The organism is Mycobacterium sp. C31M, assembly GCF_053345865.1.
The window spans coordinates 1-26026 of the sequence record NZ_JBKFAX010000001.1 but is presented as its reverse complement, the minus strand read 5'-3'; the positions used below and the strand labels follow the sequence as shown (position 1 = coordinate 26026).

The 26026-nt window shown below is 66.6% G+C and carries 26 protein-coding genes, 1 tRNA gene and 3 pseudogenes; 22 read left to right on the top strand and 8 right to left on the bottom strand.

Annotated features, from left to right (window positions below; genetic code table 11):
- The first annotated feature begins 4 nt into the window (after window positions 1-4).
- From ACLBYA_RS00150 to recN, 3 genes are read left to right on the top strand one after another with little or no spacing between them, the layout of a single operon-like run.
- The gene (locus tag ACLBYA_RS00150) at window positions 5-811 is read left to right on the top strand and encodes a TlyA family RNA methyltransferase (RefSeq protein ID WP_447707338.1); all 807 of its coding nucleotides are present in this window, start codon (window positions 5-7) and stop codon (window positions 809-811) included.
- Window positions 808-1731 (top strand): NAD kinase, encoded by a 924-nt coding sequence (locus ACLBYA_RS00145; protein ID WP_447707337.1) that lies wholly within the window; start codon window positions 808-810, stop codon window positions 1729-1731. The genes ACLBYA_RS00150 and ACLBYA_RS00145 overlap by 4 nt, the downstream gene beginning before the upstream one ends.
- Complete coding sequence (recN, locus tag ACLBYA_RS00140) at window positions 1731-3485, top strand: DNA repair protein RecN (protein ID WP_447707751.1); 1755 nt, start codon at window positions 1731-1733, stop codon at window positions 3483-3485. Before ACLBYA_RS00145 ends, recN begins: the two co-directional genes overlap by 1 nt.
- Window positions 3486-3487: 2 nt before the next feature.
- Here recN and ACLBYA_RS00135 read toward each other — a convergent pair whose 3' ends face one another.
- Both ACLBYA_RS00135 and ACLBYA_RS00130 read right to left on the bottom strand, forming a co-directional pair.
- On the bottom strand, window positions 3488-4372 hold the full coding sequence (locus tag ACLBYA_RS00135) for a pyridoxamine 5'-phosphate oxidase family protein (protein WP_447707336.1): 885 nt from the start codon (window positions 4370-4372) through the stop codon (window positions 3488-3490).
- Window positions 4373-4376: 4 nt separating this feature from the next.
- Window positions 4377-4838, bottom strand: a complete 462-nt coding sequence (locus tag ACLBYA_RS00130) for a VOC family protein (protein ID WP_447707335.1) — start codon at window positions 4836-4838, stop codon at window positions 4377-4379.
- Window positions 4839-4944: 106 nt separating this feature from the next.
- On the opposite strand from ACLBYA_RS00130, the gene ACLBYA_RS00125 reads away from it, so the two are divergent.
- The 6 genes from ACLBYA_RS00125 (at window position 4945) to xerD (ending at window position 11198) form a co-directional block, all read left to right on the top strand.
- On the top strand, window positions 4945-5466 hold the full coding sequence (locus ACLBYA_RS00125) for a CGNR zinc finger domain-containing protein (RefSeq protein WP_447707334.1): 522 nt from the start codon (window positions 4945-4947) through the stop codon (window positions 5464-5466).
- A 152-nt stretch (window positions 5467-5618) separates the two neighbouring features.
- Window positions 5619-6803 (top strand): putative cytokinetic ring protein SteA, encoded by a 1185-nt coding sequence (steA, locus tag ACLBYA_RS00120; RefSeq protein ID WP_447707333.1) that lies wholly within the window; start codon window positions 5619-5621, stop codon window positions 6801-6803.
- 18 nt (window positions 6804-6821) lie between these two features.
- On the top strand, window positions 6822-7754 hold the full coding sequence (locus ACLBYA_RS00115) for a copper transporter (RefSeq protein WP_447707332.1): 933 nt from the start codon (window positions 6822-6824) through the stop codon (window positions 7752-7754).
- 120 nt (window positions 7755-7874) lie between these two features.
- Window positions 7875-9641: a CTP synthase gene (locus ACLBYA_RS00110; protein ID WP_447707331.1), complete on the top strand. Its 1767-nt coding sequence runs from the start codon at window positions 7875-7877 to the stop codon at window positions 9639-9641.
- Window positions 9634-10254 carry an NUDIX domain-containing protein gene (locus ACLBYA_RS00105; protein WP_447707330.1) on the top strand — a complete coding sequence of 207 codons (621 nt, stop codon included), beginning with the start codon at window positions 9634-9636 and terminating at the stop codon, window positions 10252-10254. The genes ACLBYA_RS00110 and ACLBYA_RS00105 overlap by 8 nt, the downstream gene beginning before the upstream one ends.
- Complete coding sequence (gene xerD / locus ACLBYA_RS00100) at window positions 10251-11198, top strand: site-specific tyrosine recombinase XerD (protein ID WP_447707329.1); 948 nt, start codon at window positions 10251-10253, stop codon at window positions 11196-11198. Before ACLBYA_RS00105 ends, xerD begins: the two co-directional genes overlap by 4 nt.
- Here the strand turns inward: xerD and ACLBYA_RS00095 are convergent.
- Complete coding sequence (locus ACLBYA_RS00095) at window positions 11149-11940, bottom strand: O-methyltransferase (RefSeq protein WP_447707328.1); 792 nt, start codon at window positions 11938-11940, stop codon at window positions 11149-11151. The two genes, xerD and ACLBYA_RS00095, sit on opposite strands and share 50 nt — an antisense overlap.
- 89 nt (window positions 11941-12029) lie before the next feature.
- Between ACLBYA_RS00095 and ACLBYA_RS00090 the strand changes: the two genes are divergently transcribed.
- The 8 genes from ACLBYA_RS00090 (at window position 12030) to ACLBYA_RS00055 (ending at window position 19252) form a co-directional block, all read left to right on the top strand.
- Window positions 12030-12911 (top strand): ParA family protein, encoded by an 882-nt coding sequence (locus ACLBYA_RS00090; protein ID WP_447707327.1) that lies wholly within the window; start codon window positions 12030-12032, stop codon window positions 12909-12911.
- A complete protein-coding gene (locus ACLBYA_RS00085; RefSeq protein ID WP_447707326.1) occupies window positions 12908-13717 on the top strand; it encodes a segregation/condensation protein A in 810 nt (269 codons plus the stop codon). The genes ACLBYA_RS00090 and ACLBYA_RS00085 overlap by 4 nt, the downstream gene beginning before the upstream one ends.
- The gene (gene scpB / locus ACLBYA_RS00080) at window positions 13717-14448 is read left to right on the top strand and encodes an SMC-Scp complex subunit ScpB (protein ID WP_447707325.1); all 732 of its coding nucleotides are present in this window, start codon (window positions 13717-13719) and stop codon (window positions 14446-14448) included. Before ACLBYA_RS00085 ends, scpB begins: the two co-directional genes overlap by 1 nt.
- A gap of 1 nt (window position 14449) precedes the next feature.
- Window positions 14450-15193: a pseudouridine synthase gene (locus ACLBYA_RS00075; protein WP_447707324.1), complete on the top strand. Its 744-nt coding sequence runs from the start codon at window positions 14450-14452 to the stop codon at window positions 15191-15193.
- The gene (gene cmk / locus ACLBYA_RS00070) at window positions 15190-15876 is read left to right on the top strand and encodes a (d)CMP kinase (protein ID WP_447707323.1); all 687 of its coding nucleotides are present in this window, start codon (window positions 15190-15192) and stop codon (window positions 15874-15876) included. Before ACLBYA_RS00075 ends, cmk begins: the two co-directional genes overlap by 4 nt.
- Window positions 15873-17276: a ribosome biogenesis GTPase Der gene (gene der / locus ACLBYA_RS00065; RefSeq protein ID WP_447707322.1), complete on the top strand. Its 1404-nt coding sequence runs from the start codon at window positions 15873-15875 to the stop codon at window positions 17274-17276. Before cmk ends, der begins: the two co-directional genes overlap by 4 nt.
- A gap of 74 nt (window positions 17277-17350) precedes the next feature.
- Entirely contained in the window at window positions 17351-18118 is a 768-nt protein-coding gene (locus ACLBYA_RS00060; RefSeq protein ID WP_447707750.1) for a sulfite exporter TauE/SafE family protein, read from the top strand.
- Between the two features lie 204 nt (window positions 18119-18322).
- Window positions 18323-19252 (top strand): sulfite exporter TauE/SafE family protein, encoded by a 930-nt coding sequence (locus ACLBYA_RS00055; protein WP_447707321.1) that lies wholly within the window; start codon window positions 18323-18325, stop codon window positions 19250-19252.
- On the opposite strand, the gene ACLBYA_RS00050 is transcribed toward ACLBYA_RS00055, so the two are convergent.
- Entirely contained in the window at window positions 19249-20730 is a 1482-nt protein-coding gene (locus ACLBYA_RS00050; RefSeq protein WP_447707320.1) for a cryptochrome/photolyase family protein, read from the bottom strand. The two genes, ACLBYA_RS00055 and ACLBYA_RS00050, sit on opposite strands and share 4 nt — an antisense overlap.
- 102 nt (window positions 20731-20832) lie before the next feature.
- Here ACLBYA_RS00050 and ACLBYA_RS00045 point away from each other — a divergent pair.
- The 5 genes and pseudogenes from ACLBYA_RS00045 to ACLBYA_RS00025 all read left to right on the top strand — a co-directional run bounded on the left by ACLBYA_RS00045 (window position 20833) and on the right by ACLBYA_RS00025 (window position 23748).
- A tRNA-Pro gene (locus tag ACLBYA_RS00045) sits at window positions 20833-20909 on the top strand.
- A 247-nt stretch (window positions 20910-21156) separates the two neighbouring features.
- Window positions 21157-21494 (top strand): annotated as a pseudogene (locus ACLBYA_RS00040) (DDE-type integrase/transposase/recombinase); the annotation flags it as partial.
- A 100-nt stretch (window positions 21495-21594) separates the two neighbouring features.
- Window positions 21595-21961, top strand: a pseudogene (locus tag ACLBYA_RS00035) (transposase); the annotation flags it as partial.
- A 106-nt stretch (window positions 21962-22067) separates the two neighbouring features.
- On the top strand, window positions 22068-22829 hold the full coding sequence (locus tag ACLBYA_RS00030) for a hypothetical protein (protein WP_447707319.1): 762 nt from the start codon (window positions 22068-22070) through the stop codon (window positions 22827-22829).
- A 39-nt stretch (window positions 22830-22868) separates the two neighbouring features.
- A pseudogene (locus tag ACLBYA_RS00025) lies at window positions 22869-23748 on the top strand (acyl dehydratase).
- 28 nt (window positions 23749-23776) lie between these two features.
- Here ACLBYA_RS00025 and ACLBYA_RS00020 read toward each other — a convergent pair.
- The 4 genes from ACLBYA_RS00020 to ACLBYA_RS00005 all read right to left on the bottom strand — a co-directional run.
- Window positions 23777-24235 (bottom strand): nuclear transport factor 2 family protein, encoded by a 459-nt coding sequence (locus ACLBYA_RS00020; RefSeq protein ID WP_447707318.1) that lies wholly within the window; start codon window positions 24233-24235, stop codon window positions 23777-23779.
- Window positions 24236-24319: 84 nt separating this feature from the next.
- Entirely contained in the window at window positions 24320-25123 is an 804-nt protein-coding gene (locus ACLBYA_RS00015) for an enoyl-CoA hydratase/isomerase family protein (RefSeq protein WP_447707317.1), read from the bottom strand.
- The gene (locus ACLBYA_RS00010) at window positions 25120-25566 is read right to left on the bottom strand and encodes a nuclear transport factor 2 family protein (protein WP_447707316.1); all 447 of its coding nucleotides are present in this window, start codon (window positions 25564-25566) and stop codon (window positions 25120-25122) included. Before ACLBYA_RS00010 ends, ACLBYA_RS00015 begins: the two co-directional genes overlap by 4 nt.
- A 4-nt stretch (window positions 25567-25570) precedes the next feature.
- Window positions 25571-26026 (bottom strand): NAD(P)H-dependent flavin oxidoreductase (locus ACLBYA_RS00005; protein WP_447707315.1); only part of this gene is annotated, 456 nt, incomplete at its 5' end.

The following is a 26026-nucleotide window of genomic DNA, read 5'->3' as shown; positions in this document are numbered from 1 at the left end:
TCCGATGACGCGCCGCGCACGGGTGGATGCCGAGCTGGTTCGGCGCGGCCTGGCCCGCTCCCGGCAGCAGGCGGCCGAACTCATTGGTGCCGGCCGGGTGCGTATCGACGGTATGCCGGCGGCCAAGCCCGCCACCACGGTCGCCGTCGACGCCAAGCTGACCGTGGCCGCCGACGAGAAGGTGTGGGTGTCGCGCGGCGCGCACAAGTTGATCGGGGCGCTCGACGCCTTCGACGTCCCCGTCGAGGGGCGTCGGTGTCTGGACGCCGGCGCGTCCACCGGCGGATTCACCGAGGTACTGCTGGACCGCGGCGCCGCCGAGATCGTGGCCGCCGACGTCGGTTACGGACAGCTGGCATGGTCGCTGCGCTCCGATGACCGGGTACAGGTGTTGGAACGCACCAATGTCCGCACGCTCACCCCGGAGGCGATCGGTGGACCGGTCGATCTGGTGGTGGCCGATCTGTCCTTCATCTCGTTGGCGACCGTGCTGCCCGCGCTGACCGCGTGTGCCTCGCGTGCCGCCGATATCGTTCCGATGGTGAAACCTCAGTTCGAGGTCGGCAAGGACCGGGTCGGCGCCGGCGGTGTGGTGTCGGACCCAGCGCTGCGTGCCGACGCGGTTCTCAGCGTCGCCCGGCGGGCCGCCGAATTGCATTGGCACACAGTCGCCGTCACGGCCAGCCCGTTGCCCGGCCCGTCCGGCAATGTGGAGTTCTTCCTGCGTTTCCGCGCCGAGACCGATGCCCCGTTGGAGGGCGAAGATCTCGAACGAGCTGTTCAGCAAGCGATCGATGAAGGGCCGCAATGACCTGCGAACGGACCGTCCTACTCGTCGTGCACACCGGGCGCGAGGAGGCCACCGAGACTGCGCGGCGGGTGGAGAAGGTGCTCGGTGAGCACGGCATCGGGCTGCGGGTGCTGACGGCCGAGGCCGTCGACCGTGGGTCGCTGCACCTGGCTCCCGACGAGATGCGGGCACTCGGGGTCGATATCGAAGTGGTCGACGCCGACGAGCAGGCCGCCGAGGGGTGCGAATTGGTGCTGGCCCTGGGCGGCGACGGCACCTTCCTGCGTGCCGCCGAACTGGCTCGTAATGTCGAGATCCCGGTGCTGGGCATCAATCTCGGCCGGATCGGCTTCCTGGCCGAGGCTGAGGCCGAGGCCATCGACTCGGTGCTCGACCATGTCATCGCCCGCGACTACCGCGTCGAACAACGGATGACGCTCGATGTCGCGGTCCGGGAGAACGGGGTGGTGGTCGACCGGGGCTGGGCCCTCAACGAGGCCAGCCTGGAGAAGGGACCGCGCCTGGGAGTGTTGGGGGTGGTGCTGGAGGTCGACGGACGTCCGGTATCGCAGTTCGGTTGCGACGGTGTGCTGGTGTCATCCCCGACCGGGTCGACCGCCTACGCGTTCTCCGCCGGCGGGCCCATCCTGTGGCCGGATCTGGAGTCGATCCTGGTGGTGCCCAACAACGCTCACGCACTCTTTGCGCGTCCGATGGTGACCAGCCCGGACGCGTCGATCGCCATCGAGGTCGAGGCCGGCGGCCATGACGCCGTGGCATTCTGCGACGGTCGACGCAAGATGGCGGTGCCGGCCGGAGCCCGGCTGGAGGTGACCCGCTGCGGCACCTCGCTGAAGTGGGTGCGGCTGGACAGTGCGCCGTTCACCGACCGGCTGGTGCGAAAGTTCCGGCTGCCGGTCAAGGGATGGCGCGGCCAGTAGTGCTTTCCGAGATCCGTATCGAGTCGCTGGGAGCGATCTCCGCAGCGACCGCAGAATTCGACCGTGGCCTGACGGTGTTGACCGGCGAGACCGGTGCAGGCAAGACGATGGTGGTGACCGGGCTGCACCTGCTCGGCGGTGCCCGCGCCGACGCCACCCGGGTGCGCACCGGGTCCGACCGCGCAGTGGTGGAAGGACGTTTCACCACAACCGAGATCGGTACCGACGTCACCGGGCGTATCGACGAGATCCTGGATTCCTCGGGAGCCGACCGCGATGACGACGGCAGCGTGATCGCGGCGCGTTCGGTGAACCGGGACGGGCCGTCCCGGGCCTACCTCGGTGGTCGTAGTGTGCCGGCCAAATCGTTGAGCACCTTCACCAACGAACTGTTGGCGCTGCACGGCCAGAACGATCAGCTGCGCCTGATGCGGCCCGACGAACAGCGCGGTGCGCTGGATCGCTACGCCGATGTCAGTGCGCCACTACGCAAGTACCGCGCCGCCCGGGAACAGTGGCTGACGGCGCGGCGGGATCTGTCCGACCGCACCGAGCGGGCCCGGGACCTGGCGTTGGAGTCGGACCGGCTGACCTTCGGGCTCAACGAGATCGACACCGTGGACCCACAGCCCGGTGAGGATGACGCGCTGGTCGCCGATATCCGCCGGCTCTCCGAACTCGATGCGCTGCGCGAGGCCGCGGCCCTGGCCCGCGGCTGGTTGGCCGGCCCGCTCGATGACGACGGTTCCGAATCGGCCTCGGCGGCGAACGGTGTCGCGCAGGCCAAGGCCACCCTCAGCAGCACCGACGACTCCGCGTTGCAGGCGTTGGGGGAGCGGCTGGTCGAGGCGTTGGCCGTGATCGGGGACGTGGCAACCGAACTCGGCGACTTCCTGGCCGAATTACCCAGTGATGCCAGCACCCTGGAATCGAAACTGGCGCGCCAGGCCGAGCTGCGGGGGCTGACCCGCAAGTACGCCCCGGACATCGACGGGGTGCTGGCCTGGGCCACGGAGTCTCGGGAGCGGTTGTCTCAGCTCGACGTGTCCGAGGAGGCGCTGGCCGGCCTGCAGGCCAAGGTCGACGAACTGCACACCAGGGTGGTGGCCGCGGCTGCCGACCTGACCAAGGCCCGGACCAAGGCCGCCAAGGGACTGGCCAAGGCGGTGTCGGCCGAACTCGCCGGGTTGGCGATGACCGGCGCCGACTTCGGCATCACCGTCGCCGCGCTGCCCGCCCGTGCCGATGACTCGGCACCGCTGATATCGGCCGGCGGCGTCGCCGTGCATGCCGGCCGCGACGGGGTGGATGCCGTCGAGTTCGGGTTCGCCGCCCACCGTGGCACCGACCTGCTCCCGCTGGCCAAGAGCGCGTCGGGCGGCGAGCTGTCCCGGGTGATGCTCGCGCTCGAGGTGGTGCTGTCGGCCTCGGACGAGGGCACCACGATGGTCTTCGACGAGGTGGACGCCGGTGTCGGCGGCCGCGCCGCAGTCCAGATCGGGCGTCGGCTGGCCCGGTTGGCACGGACGCACCAGGTCATCGTCGTCACCCACCTGCCGCAGGTGGCCGCCTACGCCGATACGCATCTGGTGGTCGAGAGCGGCCCCAAGTCGAGCCGGGTCGTGCGCCTGCAGGATGACGATCGGGTGGCCGAACTGGCCCGCATGCTGGCCGGTCTGGGGGACACCGACAGCGGGCGGGCGCACGCCCGCGAGCTGTGGGAGTCCGCCCAGCGCGACCGCGCCGAGAAGTGAGGTCAGGCCGGGTTGGCCGGTGACAGCTCCGGGCTGCTCCAGTGCAGCGGGCTGGCGCCGACCAGTTCGACGACCTCGCCGACGGTGAACTCGACAAAGGCCTGAGCGCCCGGCCCGCTCTCCCAGATGATCTCGGCGGTGCCGGTCAGCTGCAGCGTCGAGCCGGTGTCCCAATCCGGGATCAGCAGCCCCACACGGGGATTGACACTGATATTGCCCAGTGTCATGAACATCGAGTTGCCGCGGTAGTCGGGCCAGCGCAGCTTCGTCGGTGAAAGTACCTGCAGGAAGCCCGGATTGCCGCCGCGGTGCGAGGAATCCGCATTGCCCTCGAGATCGGCGGAGCCGATGAAGAAGGTGTCGGCGGCGCCGACGAAAGCCTGCATACGTGCGTCGAGGGCCTCGGCGCGGCGCCGCACCGGGTCGGCGACCGGTGCCGACCCGCCCTCGACACGGCGGCGGGAGATGTACTTCGGGCAGTTCGAGTACACCTGGTCCGGGTCGATCACCACACCCGACTCGGTGGGGGTGGCGCGGCCGTTGACCCGCATCCGCCGCCGGGTCTGCGGCTGGATCGCGATCATGCCGACCCGCTGCGGGGCCGCGGTCAGCACGTCACGCAGCGGGTCACCGACCGCGGGGAGGGCCTCGACGGCGATCCGGTCCTCGTCGAGGACATGGGCGAAACCGGGTGCGCCGGTAACCAGACTGGTCCAGAGCCGACCGTCCCGGTCGGCAGCGGCCAGCACGACCATCGGCTGTTCGGCCAGGAAATCAGCTGCGGCGTCCGGGATCTCGTCGCGCACCATACGTTGCAGGCGGGTGGCGATATCGCTTTGGCCGAGCCGGCGCTGCACCGCCAGCTCGCCTGCGTGATAGACGGCCATGTCGTCAGAAGAATCCGCAGGTGGGGGCTTCGCCGGCGGGGGCGGGTTGCTGCTCGGCGCCCGACGGTGTGAAGACCTCGAGCCGGATACCGTCGGGGTCGGTGAAGAAGATGCCGCCCGAGGAGGTTCCCTCACCGTGCGCCACCACGCCGTCGTGGGCGAATGCCGCGCCCAGTTCCTTGAGTACCGCCTCGACCGCGCGGACCTCGTCGATGCTCGCCACCTCGAAGGACAGGTGGTGCAGTCCCGGGGTGCGGGTCGAGAACTCGCCCGCGCTCTGTTGCCAGAGCGTCAGGCGCAGGGCGCCGTCGCTGCCGAGGAAGGCGAACCGGTGCCCGTCCTCGTCGCCGCGGCCGAGTTGTTCGAAACCGAAGGCGCGTTCGTAGAAATCGACGGACCGGTCGAGATCGGTGACGTTGAGCCCGATGTGTCCTGGCCGTAGCAGTGGGCTGGTCGCGGTGGTCATCTCATCCTCCATGTAACCGTTATATTGATGTTTGAAGGTTAGGTATTATCGGGGCAACCGTCAACCATCAAAAGTTATTTCAATGGTTAGTGAAGTAGGGTGAGTCATGCGCGATCCGCGACCGCATGTCGGTGAACCGCTCGCACTCGACCTGTTGAACACCAATTGGATGGCGGCCGACGGTGTGCAGGATCTGCTCGTCGATACCGCCGGCCTGGCGTGCTGGCTCGCGGCCAATGACCTGAGCGATCGGTGCCGGGCCGACGAACCCACGCGGGTGGCGCTGGTGCACGCCCGCGACGCTGTGCTGCAGGTGGTGTCCGACGGGGCGGCCGACGAGTTGAATGCGGTGCTCGACCACGGCCGGGTGCGCCGCAGCCTGTCGACGTCGGGGCCGCACGAGGATGCCGATGTGCCCGAGATCGAATGGCTCCCGGCGTGGTTGGCCGCCGATGATCTGCTGCGGTTGATGACCGAGTCGCCGGGGCGGATCAAACAATGCGCCCACGAACACTGTGTCCTCTGGTTCCTGGACACCTCCAAGAACGGCACCCGGCGCTGGCATTCGATGACGACCTGCGGCAACCGGGCCAAGGCCGCACGGCACTACGCGGCGAGCCGCGAATGAGGCAGAAGCGGCGAGTCGCGAATGAGGCCCAGCGCAGTGACGCGTGATTGAGATGCGGCTGATGTTGCAGTTGTGACAAAAGAAAACTTGTGGGGCTGATGTTACGGCGCGCCTCCACCTCAACTTGAGGGTTGGACGCCAGAATCGCCTGCATGAAGATGTCAGCGTTGCTATCGCGTAATGCCAGCTCAAAGCCGGGCGTGGTCGGTACCGCCCGCGTTGACCGCGACATCGATCGATTGCTCCGCCGCATCGGCCCTGGCGACATCGTCGTCCTCGACGCCCAGGACCTCGACCGCGTCACCGCCGATGCGCTCGTCGAGGCCGAGGTGGCCGGCGTCGTCAACGCCTCGCCCTCGATCTCGGGGCGCTACCCGAATCTCGGACCCGAGGTGCTGGTGGCCAACGGCATCGTCCTCATCGACGAGGCCGGCCCCGAGGTCTTCAAGAAGATCAAGGACGGCGCCAAGATCCGTCTGAACAACAGCGGCGTCTACTCCGGTGACCGCCGCATCGCACTGGGCTCCGAACGGACCGACCTGGAGATCCACGAGCTCATGGTGGAGGCCAAGAGTGGACTGGTCGCACACCTGGAAGCGTTCGCGGGCAACACGATCGAGTTCATCCGCAGCGAGAGCCCGCTGCTGATCGACGGCATGGGCATCCCGGACATCGACGTCGACATGGACCGCCGCCATGTCGTGGTGGTCTCCGACGGCAAGTCCGCCGCCGACGACCTCAAGGCGCTCAAACCGTTCATCAAGGAGTACCAGCCGGTGCTGGTCGGTGTCGGCGCCGGCGCCGACCTGCTCCGCAAGGCCGGTTACCGGCCCGCGCTGATCGTCGGCGACCCCTCGGAGATCAGCACCGATGTGCTGCGCAGCGGTGCCCAGGTGGTGTTGCCCGCCGATTCCGACGGACACGCCCCCGGTCTGGAGCGCATCCAGGACCTCGGCGTCGGCGCGATGACCTTCCCGGCCGCCGGCTCGGCTGCCGACCTGGCCCTGCTGCTGTGCCATCACCACGGCGCCTCGCTGATCGTCACCGCAGGTCACAGCGCCACCATCGAAGAGTTCTTCGACCGCTCGCGCCAGCAGAGCAACCCGTCGACCTTCCTGACCCGGCTCAAGGTCGGGGAGAAGTTGGTCGACGCCAAGGCGGTCGCCACGCTGTACCGCAGCCGGGTCTCCGGTGGCGCCATCGCGCTGCTGGTGCTGGCCATGCTGCTCGCCGTCATCGTCGCGCTGTGGGTCACCCAGGCCGATGCCGCGGTGATCGACTGGGTGGTCGACTACTGGAACCGCTTCCTGCTCTGGGTCCAGGGTCTGGTCTCTTAGGCATCTGCGGGGAGAGCCGTGATTTCGCTGCGCTCACACGCCATCTCGCTGGCCGCGGTGTTCCTTGCACTGGCCATCGGGGTGGTGCTGGGATCAGGTCTGTTCGCCGACACGGTGCTGTCCGGGCTGCGTAACGACAAGGCCGATCTGCGCACCGAGATCGAGACGCTCACCGACGACAAGAACGAGCTCAACGAGAAGCTGGGTGCGGCAGGGGAATTCGATGCGCTGATGGCGCCGCGCATCCTGGCCGATACGCTCCGTGACAAATCCGTGGTGATCTTCCGGACCCCGGATGCTGCCGACGACGATGTCGACGCGGTGGCGCGGTTGGCCACCCAGGGTGGTGCTACGGTATCGGGAACCATCACGCTGACACCACAATTCGTCGACGCCAATTCCTCGGAGAAGCTGTTGTCGGTGGTCAACTCGCCGATCGTGCCGGCCGGCCGTCAGCTGTCCACCGCCTCGGTGGACCAAGGCTCGCAGGCCGGTGACCTACTCGGGATCGCGCTACTGAACGGCAAGGATCCCGCGGTGCCCGACGATCAGCGCGAGATCGTGCTCGCCACACTGCGCGACACCGGCTTCATCACCTACGACACCGATCCCATCGCTGCCGCCGACACCGCCGTCATCGTCACCGGCGGCTCGCTCGGTGACGACGCAGGCAACCGGGGCACCACGGTGGCCCGGTTCGCGGCGGCGCTGGCCCCACACGGCGGCGGCACGGTGCTGGCCGGTCGGGACGGTTCGGCCACCGGCGCCGCGGCGGTGGCCGTGGCCCGCTCGGATGCGGCGCTGTCCGGCGCGGTCACCACCGTCGACGATATCGGCGCCGAGTCGGGGCGGATCACCACCGCACTGGCACTGAGCGATCTGCTGCGCGGCGCGCAGCCGGGCCGCTACGGCATCGGCCAGGGTGCGACGTCGGTCACCGTCCCGCAGTGATTTCCGCGCGTCGCTGACGTTTCACCCCGGCGCGTCAGCGACAGCTCGTCGGTGCTGGTGTTAAGGTGAGATTCCGTGGGTCGGCAGGCCCTTCCTGCCCCATCTCCACGGAGGTTGCACTTGCCCGGCCAGGCGAAACCGTTACGCAAGCACCCGCAGACCGCGACCAAACACCTCTTCGTCAGCGGGGGTGTGGCGTCCTCGCTGGGCAAGGGTCTGACCGCCAGTAGTCTCGGCCAACTGCTCACCGCGCGCGGGCTGCAGGTCACGATGCAGAAGCTCGATCCGTACCTCAACGTCGATCCGGGCACGATGAACCCGTTCCAGCACGGCGAGGTGTTCGTCACCGAGGACGGCGCCGAGACCGATCTCGACGTCGGCCACTACGAGCGCTTCCTGGACCGCGACCTGTCCGGCTCGGCGAACGTGACCACCGGCCAGGTGTACTCGACGGTGATCGCCAAGGAACGCCGCGGCGAGTACCTCGGCGACACTGTCCAGGTCATCCCGCACATCACCGACGAGATCAAACGGCGCATCCTTGCGATGGCGATTCCAGATGAACTCGGGCACCGCCCTGACATCGTGATCACCGAGATCGGCGGCACCGTCGGCGATATCGAGTCGCTGCCGTTCCTGGAGGCGGCGCGGCAGGTCCGCCACGAGGTGGGCCGCGACAACTGCTTTTTCCTGCATGTCTCGCTGGTGCCGTACCTGGCGCCGTCCGGTGAGCTGAAGACCAAACCCACCCAGCACTCGGTCGCCGCGTTGCGCAGCATCGGCATCTCCCCGGACGCACTGATCCTGCGTTGCGATCGCGATGTGCCCGAGCCGCTGAAGAACAAGATCGCGCTGATGTGCGATGTCGACATCGACGGTGTCATCTCCACGCCGGACGCGCCGTCGATCTACGACATCCCCAAGGTGCTGCACCGCGAGGAACTCGACGCCTACGTGGTGCGCAAGCTGAACCTGCCGTTCCGCGACGTCGACTGGACGCAGTGGAACGACCTGCTGCAGCGGGTGCACGAACCACGCGAGACGGTGCGGATCGCGTTGGTGGGCAAGTACATCGACCTTTCCGATGCCTACCTGTCGGTGGCCGAGGCGCTGCGTGCCGGCGGGTTCAAGCACTACGCCAAGGTGCAGATCCAGTGGATCGCCTCCGACGACTGCGAGACCGACGCCGGTGCGGCGGCCGCGCTGGCGGATGTGCACGGCGTGCTGATCCCCGGCGGATTCGGCATCCGCGGCATCGACGGCAAGATCGGCGCCATCAAGTACGCGCGCAAGCGTGGTGTCCCGGTCCTCGGGCTGTGTCTGGGCCTGCAGTGCATCGTCATCGAGGCGGCGCGTTCGGTCGGCCTGACCGAGGCCAGTTCGGCGGAATTCGATCCCGACACCCCGGACCCGGTGATCGCGACCATGGCCGATCAGCTCGACGCCGTGGCCGGTGACGCCGACCTGGGCGGCACCATGCGCCTGGGCGCCTACCCGGCCGTGCTGGAGGCGGGATCCATTGTGGCCCAGGCCTATGAGGCCACTGAGGTGTCCGAGCGGCACCGGCACCGCTACGAGGTCAACAACATCTACCGGGACCGGATCGCGGCGAGCGGCCTCAAGTTCTCCGGCACCTCGCCGGACGGTCATCTGGTCGAGTTCGTCGAGTACGGCAAGGATGTGCACCCGTTCCTCGTCGGCACCCAGGCCCATCCCGAGCTGAAGAGCCGCCCCACCCGGCCTCATCCGTTGTTCGCGGCCTTCGTCGGCGCGGCGCTCGATTACAAGGCGGCAGAACGGCTTCCGCTGGAGGATTTCGCGCGCACCAACGGTTCCGAACACAACGAGGATGCGGCGCAGGAACAGGAACCCGCGGGGCGTGGCTGAGCACGAGTTCGTCACGCGCGCCAGCGAGACCGCGCACGTCGGCAACATCCTCGCGCTGCGTATGGACGATGTGCAGATGCCGGGCGGCAAGGTCGCCCGCCGCGAGGTCGTCGAGCATTTCGGAGCCGTCGCCGTGGTGGCCGTCGACGAGAACGACCGGGTGGCGATGGTCTACCAGTACCGCCATCCCGTCGGTCGACGGTTGTGGGAACTGCCCGCCGGCCTGCTCGACGTCGGCGGCGAGCCGCCGGTCGAGACCGCCGCACGCGAACTGCGTGAGGAGGCCGGGCTGGCCGCCCAGAACTGGGCGGTGCTCGTCGACATCATCACCTCGCCTGGTTTCAGCGATGAGAGTGTGCGGGTGTTCCTGGCCACCGGGCTCTCCGGCGTCGCGCGACCCGATGTCGATGACGAAGAAGCCGATATGTTGCTCGACTGGATTCCGCTGCCCGAGGCGGTGCAGCGCGTCTTCGCAGGCGAGATCGTCAATTCGCTTGCGGTGGCCGGAATCCTGGCGGCCCATGCAGCGCCGAACTGGGCGGCGCTGCGGCCGGTGGGCGCGCCGTGGACGGATCAGCCCACCGCGTTCGCGGCTCGGCGGGGCCACTCGTGACGACCGCGACCGGTGCGCTCGACGAGCAGGTGCAGGAATACCTGGACCACCTGACCATCGAGCGCGGGGTCGCGGCCAACACCATCAGTTCCTACCGGCGCGATCTGCGCCGCTACGCCGAGTACCTGACCGGTCGCGGTATCGCCGATGCGCGTGCGGTCGGCGAGCTGGATGTCAGCGACTTCCTGGTCGCGCTGCGCAAGGGTGATCCGGACACCGGTGCGGCCGCCTTGTCGGCGGTGTCAGCGGCCCGGGCGCTCGTCGCCGTCCGCGGCCTGCACCGCTTCCTGGCTGCCGAGGGGGTGGTCGAGGTCGACGTCGCGCGCGCGGTCAAACCGCCGACCCCGTCACGGCGGCTGCCCAAGAGTCTGTCCGTCGACGAGGTGCTGCTGCTGCTGGAGGCCGCCGGCGGGAACCGCGAATCCGACGACCCGCTGAGTCTGCGCAACCGGGCGATGCTCGAACTGCTGTATTCGACGGGGGCGCGGATCTCCGAGGTTGTCGGCCTGGACGTCGACGATATCGATACCGAGTACCGGTCGGTGCTGCTGCGTGGCAAGGGCGGCAAGGACCGGTTGGTGCCGGTGGGCCGGCCGGCGATCAGCGCGTTGGACATCTATCTGGTGCGGGGCCGCCCCGACCTCGCACGCCGCGGTAAGGGCACCCCGGCGATCTTTCTGAACGCCCGCGGCGGTCGGCTGTCGCGGCAGAGCGCCTGGCAAGTGCTGCAGGATGCCGCATCGGCGGCCGGTATCGCGGCGGCGGTGTCCCCGCACACCATGCGGCACTCGTTCGCGACCCATCTGCTCGAGGGCGGGGCCGACGTCCGGGTCGTGCAGGAGTTGTTGGGGCACGCGTCGGTGACCACTACGCAGATCTACACGCTGGTCACCGTCAATGCGTTGCGCGAGGTGTGGGCCGGGGCGCATCCGCGGGCCCGCTGACGTTGCCCAGGAAGGCGGACTCCAGGACCAGGTCCGGGATCATCGTCTGGTATTCGACGTGGGTTTTGTGCTCGGTCGTCCGCCACTGCTGCCCCTCGTGTTCGCGCATATAGCGGCGATACGGAGGTGACCCGGGCACACCCATGTTGTCGGCGAGCACCATCGCACCCGGGCGCAGCCACCCGCGGTCCAGGATGCTGAGCAGGTCGGACAGGTAGGCGTCTTTGTCGTGATCGAGGAACAGGAAGTCCAATGTCCCCGGCTCGATCCCCAGCGCATCCAGGGTGCGGCCGCCGTCTCCGATGGTGCCCTCGACGCAGGTCACCCGGTCACCGACGCCGGCGTGCTCCCAGATCCGTCGGGCGTTTTGTGCGTTGGCACCGGACAATTCGACCGAGATGATCCGCGTGTCGGGCGCGACCGCGGCCATCCGAAGTGCGCTGTAGCCGCAGTACGTGCCGAGTTCGAGGATCAGCGCGGGGTCGGTGCGGCGGACGGCGGCGTCCAGGATCTGGCCTTTCTCGTCGCCGACGTTGATCAGGAACTGTTCGGAATAGGCGAAATCGTCGAACGCTGCGATCGCCTGGCCGAGGTCACCGGGTGCGGAAGTGGCCAGCACATGGTCGATGGCGGCGGCCTCACGGCCGTCACCGACCTGGCCGGTGGTGCTGATCCGCCGGACCGCCAGACCCATCCGCAGAAACGACAGACGCAGGAATGGCAGCCGACGGGTCAGGCTCATAACTCGACAGTAGCCAGCGGGTCTGCCGTCCGAGACCGATATGCCCAGCTAGACTCTGCTGCGATGTTCGCCATGGAGGAAGGGGCCGGATGAGCGACGACGGCAGCCTCCACCTCGGCATCGAGCCTCAAGTCGAACTCGGCCTGACCGGCCGCCCGCCGCGCGACATCCCCGAACCTGCACCGCGGACGTCGCACGGACCGGCCAAGGTCATCGCCATGTGCAACCAGAAGGGTGGTGTCGGTAAGACCACCTCGACCATCAACCTGGGTGCCAGCCTGGCCGAATACGGCCGCCGGGTGCTGCTGGTCGACCTCGACCCGCAGGGTGCACTGTCGGCCGGGCTGGGTGTGCCGCACTACGAGCTCGACCACACCGTGCACAACCTGCTGATCGAACCGCGGGTGTCCATCGACCAGGTGCTGATCAAGACCCGCGTCAGCGGTCTGGATCTGGTGCCCAGCAATATCGACCTGTCGGCTGCGGAGATCCAGCTGGTCAATGAGGTCGGCCGCGAACAGTCGCTGGCCCGCGCGCTGTACCCGGTGCTGGACCGCTACGACTATGTGCTGATCGACTGCCAGCCGTCGCTGGGCCTGCTCACCGTCAACGGTCTGGCCTGTGCCGACGGGGTGATCATCCCGACCGAATGCGAGTACTTCTCGTTGCGTGGTCTGGCCCTGCTGACCGACACCGTGGACAAGGTGCGAGACCGGCTCAACCCGAAGCTGGATATCAGCGGCATCCTGGTGACCCGGTATGACCCGCGCACCGTCAATGCCCGCGAGGTGATGGCCCGCGTCGTGGAGCGGTTCGGCGATCTGGTGTTCGACACCGTCATCACCCGCACCGTGCGGTTCCCCGAGACCAGCGTCGCCGGCGAGCCCATCACCACCTGGGCGCCGAAATCTACTGGGGCCCTGGCCTACCGGTCGTTGGCCCGCGAGGTCATCGCCCGGTTCGGCGCGTGACCGAGCCCGAGGCGCACGAGGCTGCTCAGGGTTTCCAGGTCCGGCTGAGCAACTTCGAGGGCCCGTTCGACCTGCTGCTGCAGCTGATCTTCGCGCACCGCATGGACGTTACCGAGGTGGCGCTGCACCAGGTGACCGACGAGTTCATCGCCTACACCAAGGAGATCGGCCGCCAGCTCGAGCTCGACGAGACGACGGCGTTCCTGGTGATTGCTGCCACACTGCTGGACCTCAAGGCGGCCCGGCTGCTGCCCGCCGGTGAGGTGCACGACGAGGACGATCTTGCGCTGCTGGAGGTCCGCGATCTGCTGTTCGCCCGGCTGTTGCAGTACCGCGCGTTCAAGCATGTCGCGCTCATGTTCGCCGAGCTGGAGGCCGCCGCGCTGCGCAGCTACCCGCGCTCGGTATCGCTGGAGCCGCGCTACGAGGAATTGTTGCCCGAGGTCATGCTGGGTGTGGACGCCGATCGGTTCGCTCAGATCGCCGCGACGGCCTTCACCCCGCGGCCGGTGCCGACGGTGCGACTGGACCATCTGCACGTGCAATCGGTGTCGGTCCCCGAGCAGGCCAAGCGGTTGATGGGGCTGTTGGAGGAACGCGGGATCGGCGGCTGGTCGTCGTTCGGGGAGTTGGTGTCCGGGTGTGACGTGATGCAGATCGTCGGCAGCTTCCTGGCGCTGTTGGAGCTGTACCGGGCTCGGGCGGTAGCATTTGAGCAAGTAGAACCGCTCGGTGTGCTCCAGGTTTCGTGGACCGGGGATCGGCCAACCAACGAACACCTGGCAGCCGCAGTGGAAGAAGACTGATGACCGACAACGTGACCGACACCGCCCTCGACGAACTCGACCCGGCAGACGACACGGACGCCGAGTCGGATTCGCAGACCCCGGAAGCGCCGGACCCACTCGAGGACGCCGAACTGACTGCGGTGCTGGAGGCGCTGCTGCTGGTGGTGGACACCCCGGTGACCGTGGACGCGCTGGCCTCGGCGACCGGGGAACCGGCCGACCGGATCACCCCGGCGCTCACCGAACTGGCCACCGTGCTCGCCCTCCGCGACAGTGGGATCGACCTGCGTGAGGCCGGTGGCGGTTGGCGGATGTACACCCGCGCGCGGTACGCCCCCTATGTGGAGCGCCTGCTGCTCGACGGTGCGCGCTCGAAGCTGACCCGTGCCGCACTGGAAACGTTGGCCGTGGTGGCCTACCGCCAGCCGGTCACCCGGGCCCGGGTCAGCGCGGTGCGTGGTGTGAACGTCGACGCCGTCATCCGAACCTTGGTGGCGCGTGGGCTGATCACCGAGGCCGGGACCGACTCCGACAGCGGTGCAGTCACTTTCGCGACCACCGAGCTGTTCCTGGAGCGGCTGGGACTGTCGTCGCTGACCGATCTGCCCGACATCGCGCCGCTGCTGCCGGATGTGGATGTCATCGACGACCTGAGTGAGAACCTGAGCGACGAGCCGCGTTTTGCCAAGCTCGACGGCCCGACCGCGGCGCCCGAAGCGCCGGTGGGCATCGATGTGGACAAGGACTGACATGGACGAGCCGGACGGTGTCCGTTTACAGAAGGTGTTGTCGCAGGCGGGTATTGCCTCGCGGCGCGTCGCCGAACGCATGATCACCGACGGCCGGGTGGAGGTCGACGGGCGTATCGTCACCGAACTCGGCACCCGGGTGGACCCCGACAACGCCGAGATCCGGGTGGACGGTACCCGGGTCGTGCTCGACTCCGACCTGATGTACCTGGCCATCAATAAGGAGCGCGGTATGCACTCCACGATGTCCGACGATCGCGGCCGGCCGTGTGTCGGTGATCTGGTGGAGCACCGGGTGCGCGGCAACAAGCATCTGTTCCACGTCGGCCGGCTCGACGCCGACACCGAAGGGCTGCTGATCCTCACCAACGACGGGGAATTGGCGCACCGCCTGATGCATCCGTCCTACGAGATCCCCAAAACCTATGTGGCCACCGTGGTCGGCAAGGTGCCGCGCGGGCTGGGAAAGAAGCTGCGCGAGGGTGTCGAACTCGACGACGGGCCGGTGGCTCTCGACGACTTCGCGGTGGTCGACACGCTGCCCGGCAAGACGCTGGTGAAGGTGACCCTGCACGAGGGGCGTAAACGCATCGTGCGCCGGTTGATGGCCTCGGTGGGCTTCCCGGTGGAGGCGTTGGTGCGCACCGATATCGGTGCGGTGAACCTGGGGGAAATGCGACCCGGCAGCATCCGGGTGCTGACCCGCAAAGAGGTCGGCGAGTTGCACAAGGCGGTGGGAATGTGAGCACGGGACCGACGATCGCGCTGGACGGACCGGCCGGTACCGGGAAGTCCTCGGTGTCACGCGGTTTGGCGCGCACCATGGGTGTGCGCTACCTGAACACCGGTGCGATGTACCGGATCGTGACGCTGGCGGTGTTGCGCGCCGGGGTCGACCTGGCCGATGCCGACAAGGTCGCCGAGGTGGCCGACGGTACCGATCTGGCGGTCGGTTACGACCCGGATCAGGACCTGGCCTACCTGGCCGGTGAGGACGTCTCCCGGGAGATCCGTGGTGACGAGGTCACCGGTGCGGTGTCGGCGGTGTCGGCGGTGCCTGCCGTGCGGACGCGACTGGTACAGCTGCAGCGTGAGCTGGCTGCCGGCGAGGGCGGCGTCGTCGTCGAGGGCCGCGATGTCGGCACCGTGGTGCTGCCCGACGCCGATGTGAAGATCTTCCTCACCGCGACCGCCGAGGAGCGGGCGCGGCGGCGTAACGCGCAGAACATCGCCGCCGGGCTCGACGACACCTACGAGGCGGTGCTGGCCGACGTGAAACGGCGTGACCACCTCGATTCGACACGTGCGGTGTCGCCGCTGCGGCCCGCCGATGACGCGGTGATCGTGGACACCAGCGATATGGACGAGGCCGGTGTGGTCGCGCACCTGCAGGATCTGGTGCAACAGCGGGTCGGGGCGAGCAGATGACGCAGGACGGAACCTGGGAAGACGAAAGCGACTGGGAATCAGTTGGTTTCGACGAGGGCGTAGATGAGGAGTTCGCCGCGCCACCGCCGGTGGTGGCGGTCGTCGGACGACCGAACGTCGGTAAGTCGACGCTGGTGAACCGGATCCTGGGACGTCGTGAGGCCGTCGTGCAGGACATCCCCGGGGTGACCCGTGACCGGGTGTCCTATGACGCCAACTGGGTGGGCCGGCGTTTTGTCGTGCAGGACACCGGCGGCTGGGAACCCGACGCCAAGGGTCTGCAGCAGAAGGTGGCTGATCAGGCCGCAGTCGCAATGCAGACCGCTGACGCGATCATCATGGTGGTCGACGCGGTCACCGGCGCCACCTCGGCCGACGAGGCCGCGGCCAAGAAGCTGCAGCGGTCCGGTAAGCCGGTTTACCTGGCGGCCAACAAGGTCGACAACGAGCGCGGCGAGGCGGACGCTGCGGCCCTGTGGTCGCTCGGGCTGGGGGAGCCGCACCCGATCAGCGCCATGCACGGGCGCGGTGTCGCCGATCTGCTGGACACCGTGCTGGAAAAGCTGCCCGAGGTCTCCGAGGTCGGCACCGGCGGTCCGGGTGGGCCGCGGCGTGTCGCGCTGGTCGGCAAGCCCAATGTCGGTAAGAGCTCGCTGCTGAACCGGTTGGCCGGCGACGAGCGCTCCGTGGTGCACGATGTCGCCGGGACCACCGTCGACCCCGTCGATTCGTTGATCGAATTGGATGGCAGGCCATGGCGATTCGTCGACACTGCCGGTCTGCGCCGCAAGGTGGGCCAGGCCAGCGGACACGAGTTCTACGCCTCGGTGCGCACGCATAGCGCCATCGACGCCGCCGAGGTGGCGATCGTGCTGATCGACGGCTCGGTACCGCTCACCGAGCAGGACCTGCGGGTGCTGTCGATGGTGATCGACGCCGGCCGCGCGCTGGTGCTGTGCTTCAACAAATGGGATCTGGTCGACGAGGACCGGCGCTACCTGCTGGACAAGGAGATCGACCGCGAGCTGGTGCAGGTGCAGTGGGCGCCGCGGGTCAACATCTCGGCGAAAACCGGTCGGGCCGTGCAGAAGTTGGTGCCGGCCCTGGAGACCGCGCTGTCGTCTTGGGACACCCGGATCCCGACCGGCCGGCTGAACACGTTCTTCAAGGAGATCGTCGCGGCAAATCCTCCGCCGGTGCGCGGCGGTAAGCAGCCACGCATCTTGTTCGCCACCCAGGCGGCGTCGCGCCCACCGACATTCGTGCTGTTCACCAGTGGCTTCCTGGAGGCTGGCTACCGCCGCTTCCTGGAGCGTCGACTGCGTGAGACGTTCGGATTCGAGGGCAGCCCGATCCGGATCAACGTCCGGGTGCGCGAGAAGCGTGGAGCGAAGCGCTAGCGCAGCGACCATCGGGCGCAGCCCCAAGCGCTGATCCGGCTCTGAGTAGGGTTGCCGGAGTGTCGACGACCCACATGATCCTGATCTGTCTGGCCGGAGTCGGGGCCGGAGCGATCAACGCGATCGTCGGCTCGGGCACGCTGATCACCTTCCCCACGCTGGTGGCGTTGGGCTTCCCGCCGGTCACCGCCACCATGTCCAATGCCGTCGGCCTGGTCGCCGGCGGGGTGTCGGGGACCTGGGGCTACCGCCGCGAACTGCGTGGTCAGTGGAACCGGCTGCGCTGGCAGATTCCGGCCTCGCTGATCGGCGCCGGCGCCGGCGCCTGGCTGTTGCTGCACCTGCCGGAGAAGGTGTTCCAACAGGTCGTGCCGGTCCTGCTGGTGCTGGCGCTGGTGCTCGTGGTCATCGGCCCCAAGATTCAGGCCTGGGCACGCCGGCGGGCGGATTTTCTGGGCCAGTCGACAGATCACGTCAGCGTGGGTCGAATGTCGGCGCTGGTCGTCGGGACCTTCGCGGTCGGGGTGTACGGCGGGTACTTCACCGCCGCCCAGGGCATCCTGCTGATCGCGGTGATGGGGGCGCTGCTGCCTGAGGACATGCAGCGCATGAATGCCGCCAAGAATCTGCTGTCGCTGCTGGTCAACATCGTCGCTGCGGTCGCGTACACGGTCGTCGCGTTCGACCGGATCAGCTGGGTCGCGGCCGGGCTGATCGCAGTCGGTTCGCTGATCGGTGGTTTCCTCGGCGCGCACTACGGGCGGCGGCTCTCGCCCGGTGCGCTGCGCGCGGTGATCGTGGTGGTGGGATTGATCGGGCTGTACCGGTTGTTGACCGTGTAACGTGTCCTGAGCTTGACGTTGACGGTAGGAGATGACGATGGCTGAGCGTGCGTTCCGCACCGCGCCGTCGGCGCTTGCTGCCCTGGAGCCGTTCTGGCCGTCGCGTCGTCTCATGGCTTTCAGTGAATGGTGTTGTCCGCGGGTTTGATCCGCGTCCACCCTTCTTCTGTGCCGGTTCCCGGTCCCTGAACGAAAGCCACGCATATGCGTTCGCTCATCATCTTTGCCCTCGTCGGAGTCGGTGCTCAGCTGGTCGACGGTGCGCTGGGCATGGCCTTCGGGGTCACCGCCTCGACGCTGCTGGTGCTGAGCGGCGTCGCCGCGGCGCAGGCCAGTGCTGCGGTGCATCTCGCCGAGGTCGGCACCACCTTCGCCTCCGGTCTGTCGCACTGGAAGTTCAAGAACATCGACTGGCCCATCGTGGCCAAGCTCGGTGTGCCCGGCGCCGTCGGTGCATTCCTGGGCGCGACGGTGCTGTCGTCGCTGTCCACCGAGGACGCCGCCCCGCTGATGGCCGCGATCCTGCTCGGTATCGGCGTCTACGTTCTTGTGCGGTTCTCGCTGGGCCGCCCGCCCGGACTGCGTAGCACCCACACCCCGCACACCGCCAAATTCCTTGCCCCGCTGGGCCTGTTCGGTGGCTTCATCGATGCCTCCGGTGGTGGCGGTTGGGGTCCGGTGACCACCAGCACCCTGTTGTCGCAGGGCAAGACCGCACCGCGCACCATCATCGGTTCGGTCAGTGCCTCGGAGTTCCTGGTGGCGGTGTCGGCCTCGCTGGGCTTCCTCATCGGGCTGCGCGAGGAGTTCCTGGACAACCTGCCGATCGTGCTGGGCCTGGCCGTCGGTGGTGTCATTGCCGCCCCGTTCGCGGCCTGGCTGGTCACCAAGGTCAGCCCGGCCCTGTTGGGTACCGCGGTCGGTGGTGTCATCGTGTTGACCAACAGCCAGAAGCTGGTCAAGTACTTCGGCATCACCGGGGTCTGGTCGACGGTCATCTATGTGACCATCATCGTGGCCTGGGCCGGCCTGGTGTTCTACGCCTGGCGCACCTCGAAGGCGCCCCAGTACGTGCCCGAGGAACTGGAGGCCAAGGCGGAGACCCCGGTCGCCGAGGAAGAGCCGACGCGCTAGAACGTCTCGCGGTGGCGTTCCTGCTCCAGCACCGCGTTCAGGTCGGCGAGCCTGTCCATCGATGACACCGCCCGGCGGGTCCGCATGTTCTTGGCCAGTCGGTCGCGGTGGCGGTGGGTGAAGGCCCAGTAGCCGGCGGTGAAGGGGCAGGCGTCGTCGCCGACGCGTTTCTTGGGGTCGTACTCGCAGTCACCGCAGTGGTCGCTCATCTTGTTGATGTAGGCGCCGCCGGAGGTGTAGGGCTTGGTGGCCAGCAGACCGCCGTCGGCGTGTTGGCTCATGCCGACGACGTTGGTGGGCATCACCCAGCGGAAGCCGTCCACGTAGGCGGTGGCGAACCAGTCGGTGAGCTCCTCGGGTTGGTATCCGCGTTGCAGGGCATGGCTTCCCAGGATCATCAGCCGTTGGATGTGATGGTTCCAGCCGCGGTCCCGGACACCTTGCAGCGCGTCGCGCAGGCAGGCGGCGGTGACGGCGTCGGAGTCCAGGTCGGCCCACCAGTCGGGCAGGTGGGTGCGGGCGTTCAGTTCGTTGTGATCGGTGTAGTCGGGGCCGAAGTGCCAGTACAGGTGCCACATGTATTCACGCCAGCCGAGGATCTGCCGGATGAATCCCTCGACGGCCGGTAGCGGTGCGCCATCCTCGCGGTAGGCGCGTTCGGCGGCCTCCACGGCGTCCAGCGGGTGCAGGACGCCGAGGTTCAGCGGTACCGACAGCAGGGAGTGCGCCATGGACCAGTCCTCGCCCATGATGGCGTCCTCGTAGCGGCCGAACAGGGCGAGGCGGTGGTCGATGAACCGTTTGAGTGCCCGCTGCGCCTCGGCCGGGGTGACCGCGAACAGGCGCGGGCCGTCGTTGCCGACGGTGTCGAGGTTCAGCTCATCGAGGTCTTTACGGACCTGCGCGTCGATATCGTCCTCGCGGGGTTTGTACGGTGCGGGCACTTCGAGGGTGGACTGCTTCTTGGGCGGGGACTCGCGGTTGTCCTCGTCGTAGTTCCAGCGGCTGCCGACGGGATCCTTGCCTTCCATCAGGACGTCGAAGCGGCGGCGTTGGTCGCGGTAGAAATCCTCCATCCGGAACCGGGTGCGTTGGCCGGCCCAGTCTTGGAAATCCTTGCGGGGCAGGGCGAAAGTGGCGGTGGGCAGGATGTCGGCGACGAGGCCCTTCTTGCGGAGGCGATGCACGAACTTCTCGGCGGCGTGCGAGGTGGGTTCGTGGACGAGCACGGGCCGGTTGAAGTGTTCGAGGGCGTCGGTATAGGTGTCGGCCTGGATCAGGGTGGCGCGGTCGCCGAGGTCGTGGTGGGCGTGCCGGAGCGCGGAGAGCACCAGGTGCAGCTTCTGCCGGTGATAGCGGCGCTTGCGCAGCGCGGACTGCGCCTCGACGAGCAGGACCTCGCGGTGGGCGTGCTCGCCGCCGTAGACCGCCGGGCCGAGTTGGTCGGCGAACAGCCACAGGGGAGTGTCATCTGCCACGTCCCGGAGGTACCCGTTTTCGGGGCGGATGACGCGGTTGGGATTTGGGTGGGGGCCTGAGGTAGAGTTTCGCTCGCCTACCGGCGATCCCGGAAGGCAACTCGGGCTGTGGCGCAGCTTGGTAGCGCACTTGACTGGGGGTCAAGTGGTCGCAGGTTCAAATCCTGTCAGCCCGACCAAGAAAACCCGCTCTGACCTCGGTCGGAGCGGGTTTCGTCATTTCGGCAGGCCCTCGGATTTGGCCCAGTGTCCCAAGCGGATCTCAATGGGCCGAGCGTCAGCCGAAGAGTGCGGCGCCCGCGGCGCGTAGATCTTCGCGCTGAGCATCGGAAGAGATAGACAGAGACACGGCGGGGGCGTGCCCGTGCCACGCGGCGACGACGTGAACAGGCAAACCGCCGGCCAGCATCAGACTGACGCAGGTTGCGCGGTGCCTACAAGCGGCGCCGGTTCCGCACCACCATCGCCGACCCGGCCGCGACACGGGTACCAGACCGCGTGGCTCGGCGATTTGTCGCGCACGCACCCGACCGATTGTGGGTGGCCGATTTCACCTACTGCCGAACCCGCGCCGGCTGGGCCTACACGGCCTTCGTCACCGATGTCCATGCCCGCAAGATCGTCGGCTGGAAAGTGGCCACCGAGATGACCCAGAAGCTCGTGACCGACGCGATCAATTTTATCCCGGCGCCACCGAGCTGTCGCTGGCCACCGCCGAATGGGTAGCGTTCTACAACCGTCAGCGCCTCAACGGCTACTGCCAGGACCTGACACCGGACCGAGCTGAAGTGCTCTTTTACCATCGCCAACGGCACCCTCACACCGAGGAGGCACTCAGATCCGAGAACCTCCGGACACACCGGGGCGGATCACAAGAAGATCGACACTGAGGTCCCCGACGATCTCGACGTCCACCTAGTCCTGGATAACGCCTGACCCACAAGACATCTGCAGTAAAGCGTTGGCTGACAAACCATCCCAGATTCGTCTGCACTTCACCCCAACCAGTTCCTCGTGGCATGACCTCGTCGAACGCTGGTTCGCCGAGCTGACAACCAAGGAACCGCGCCGCAGCACGCACACTTCGGTCCGACAACTCAACGCTGACATCCGCGCCTGGACCGACGCCTGGAACGATAACCCCAAGCCCTACGTCTGGGCTAAGACCGCCGACCAAATCCTGGCGAGCATCGCCAACTACTGCGCCCGAATTAATGACTCAGGACCCTAGGCCTTTGATCGTCTCAATATTTTAGTCTAGATTCAAATTTGTCCGCGGTTGGGTTTGCAAAGTCCTGAACTAGATTCCTTCCCAAGAAGAAGCAAGAGGCGCGCAGATGTCCGATGTCGACGACCGAACGAAGCTTAAGATCTTCAACTTCTGTTCCTGGGGCGGTGTTGCCGCCGTTCTTGTCACCCTGGCCGGCTGGCTGATTGCAGGTCTGCTGCCGCTTCCGCTCGGGCCTTCGAACACCATGGACGAAGTTGTCGGGTTCTATACGACAGACACCACCCGCCGGATGTTCGGCTTCATGCTGTCCACCTTGGGTGTGTGCCTGGCCCTGCCGCTCATCGGCCTGGTCTCCATGCACATGCAGCGCATGGAGCGGCGCCTGCCGTTGCTGTCACTGATTCAGCTTTGTGCCGGCGCAGTCACGGTGATGGTCAATCTGCTGGCGTCGTTGCTATTCGCAGTCCTCACTTTCCGGCCGGAGACGCGGGCGCCGGAGTCGACAATGTTCCTCAACGATCTCGTATGGTTGATCTTCTTCACTCCGATCATGCCCTTCATCATCCAGAACCTCGCCATCGGTGCGGCGGTGCTCACCGATCGGGCCAATACCTTCCCGAGATGGGTCGGCTACGTAAATATTTGGGTGGCACTCGCATTCTTGCCGGACCTCATGGCGTACTTCTTTTTCTCCGGCCCGTTTGCGTGGAACGGAATTTTCGTCTTCTGGCTAGCCTTGACGGCGTACGCGACGTTCCTGGTTGTGATGACTTTAGTGACTAGGCGGGCGAACGCCGCTCTCGTGCTGGGCGGTTCGGACCTGACGGCGGATCCCACGAACGGCGTTCTGCCGACGAAGCAAGCCTGAGAGGGTTTCGGTGGGTAGCACGCAGGAAACGCCAAACCTTTGGTGGGCCCGAACTTCGATGAGTTGGCGCTAGGACAGCGGTTCGAAGGTGACCCAGGGCGACGCTCATCGACGGTGCTGCTGCTGTCCATCAGTCGATCCTGCCTGCGTCTGTCTTTGGACGTCACACTGGCCCGAGTGGCGACCTGCAGTCGCCACCTGTTGGCGCATCCTGGGTTGGTGATCGATGTCGCGATCGGGCAGAGCACGCAGGCAACGGGGCGCGTCAAAGCCAATCTCAACTCTCGCGGGCTGGGTATTCGTCGCCTCCCCGAACTGGACGACACGCTGACCACTACGACCGAGGTAGTGGGCCTACGTCTGAACGCACATTGTGAAGGTCGGGAGCCCACAGGTCTTGTGGCCCTCCGGATCAGGACGGTGGACCAGTGTGACGGCAGGTTCTCGACTTCCATCGGTGCGCCATGCTTCCGTTATCCCCGGGGACCTCAAAAGGAGTGGCCGCAGGCTCGCACTTCGCGACCATTCTTCAGGCACCGTTACCGCAGCTCTGTCGATGTCGTCAGGTCGGCGCCCGAATTGGCTCAACTGAGTCTCAATGCTGCAGCGACCCATCACGATTGGCGGATTGGTAGACGGCGCTTGGTTCAGGGGGCACAGCATCGGACTCGCTCTAGCTCAGGCAACACGATTGCTGCCCAATTTGGCAACGGTCCTGACATGGCTGTCCTGCGACCACACCGGTCCAGTCCACGAAGGGGACACGTACTAGACCGACCTTCACAGCGAACGGGCATCGTCGCTTCCGGCGGAACGGGGCGGCGTACTCGATCTACGCTCGTTGGTTTACGCCGTTGGGGGCAACGGAGAGGCGGATCGCGCCGTTCTGGACCGGCTTTTCAGCGCATTGATGTTCTGATCGAGGGGGATCGAAGGTGGAATGACGCTCAGTTCAGTTCTGCAGCGACCATAGTGTGGCCGAGTTGTTCGGCGAGGAGTCCGACGTCCCAGAAGTCGCGGTGGCTCGTCAGCAATCCTCTCTCGTCGAAGCGACACGCAGCTATCCCTGTCGCGGAGAACTGACGCCCGACGGCATCGATGGAACCTCCGCCAGGCAGGCGCAACGGGCCGTTGATCGATCCGCTCCACGTCCACTCGTAGTACGCGCGACCGTCTTGAACCGCCGGTTCGCCGAAGACGATCAGGGAGTCCGGAGAAAACTTCAGCATCCATCGGTGAAAACGCTGAATGCCTTCACGTCCCGCGTAAGTGCCACGCATGGCCACATCGGTGTAGGTGCCATCAGGAGTGAAAAAGCTCGGGAGAAGATCGGGATCGTGAGTCCAGACCCGCCCATACACGTCGGGAAAGTCAGCGTCTGCGGGGTGGGGAAGCGGTGTCGCCATGACGATATTTTATCATCAATTAAAAAGTGCGTCACTGGCTTCGGGGAATGTGAACGGCCGAAAGACGCGACGGTGACTTGCTGGTCACCGATAGTTGGGCGGCCGCTTGCCCAGAAACGCGTCGACGCCTTCAATGCCGTCAGAACTCGCCGCCATCCGAGCGATGGTGGATGCTTCATCTGTCAGGTGCATCCGCAATGCGACTCCGCCGGCAGCTCTGATCAGCCGTTTGGTTTCGGCGACCGCATTCTTCGGCCCCTGGACCAGAGCTGAGATGATCTGCCGCTCTTGTCTCTTGAGTTCAGTAGGAGGCACGGCACGGCTGATCAAACCTGCTTCGGCGGCCTCAGGCGCAGATAGGGGTCGGTTGGTGAAGGCGAGGTCGAATGCTTTCGCACTTCCGATTCTTCCGTTCAGTTGCCAGGTCACGCCGCAATCCGGGGATAACCCGACCGCGGTGTATGCCAGGTGTATCGAGGCGGTGTCGGCCATCAAGACGATGTCTGCGGCCAGCGCAATTCCGAGCCCTCCGCCGGCCACCGTCCCCTGAATCACGCTCACGACGGGAACCGAGATATCGTCGAGCGCAACGATCGACCGGTGCATCACGTCCGCCAGTTGTCGGATGTGTTCACCGCGGTCGTCGGCTGCAGCAAATTCATGAAGGTCGCCGCCAACGCAGAAAACCGGCCCCGCCGCATCGATGACGATGACGCGGGCGCGCCCGTTTGCCACCAGGGTGACACAGCGATCCACAGCCTCCGCCAGCCCACCGGCGAGCTCGTCGGTGATTGGATTACCTGGACCGCCATCGAGAGTGATCCGGGCCACCGTATCGCTCTCGATGCCGAAAACAATCGAATCACTGAGTCGTTCAGATATATTCACTCCGACGGCCGGCCGCTCGGTGGCCGAGCTGATGATTCCAGAAGCGCACCCATCAACGGGACAAGTGTCTGTAGTCCGCGCAGGGGGCGCACGAACACTTTGAAACTATCTATTCGGGACGATTCGTTCCAGCGAATCAGGTCGACTCCGTTGATATGGATGCCGTCGATCTCCGCCTCGAACTCAAGTGCTGCAGCCGAGTCGCCGAACCATTGTTGCGTGTAGCGAAAGTCATTGTCAGAAAACAATTGTTCAGCAGCTTCGAGGTACCTACGGGCCGTAAGGACACCCTCCTGCGGACTGAAGACAGCCGGTGAGTAGAACACCAGATCATCCGCCAGCAAATCATCGAGTATCGACGTATCGCCGGTTGTCATGAAGCAGAGCCACCGGCATATCGGTTTCGGGATCACTGATACCTCGTCATCTGCGATGTTGTCCATCGAGTTACAGCGTTACGGTGGACACAACCGACATGTCCGCCAGCCGGCCGGTGATGATGTTCTCGGCCTCGTCCACGATGCGGCTGATCAGCTCGTCGCAGGTGGGGATGTCGTGGATCAGGCCCATCACGGTGCCGACGGTCCAGATGCCGGCGTCGACGTCGCCCTCGTCGAAGACGCGACGGCCACGCACACCGGCCACCAGATCCTTGACGTCCTCGAACTGGCCGCCGTCCTTGAGGATCTGCACCACCTCACGCGAGACGACGTTGGACGCCACCCGCGCGGTGTTGTGCAGGCTGCGGAAGATCAGCTCCGTGCCGCGCTCATTGCCCTCGACGATGGCGTCCTTGACGTTCTGGTGGATGCAGGACTCCACGGTGCACATGAACCGGGTGCCCATGTTGATCCCGTCCGCACCCAGCGCCAACGCCGCCACCAGACCACGCGCGTCGCCGAA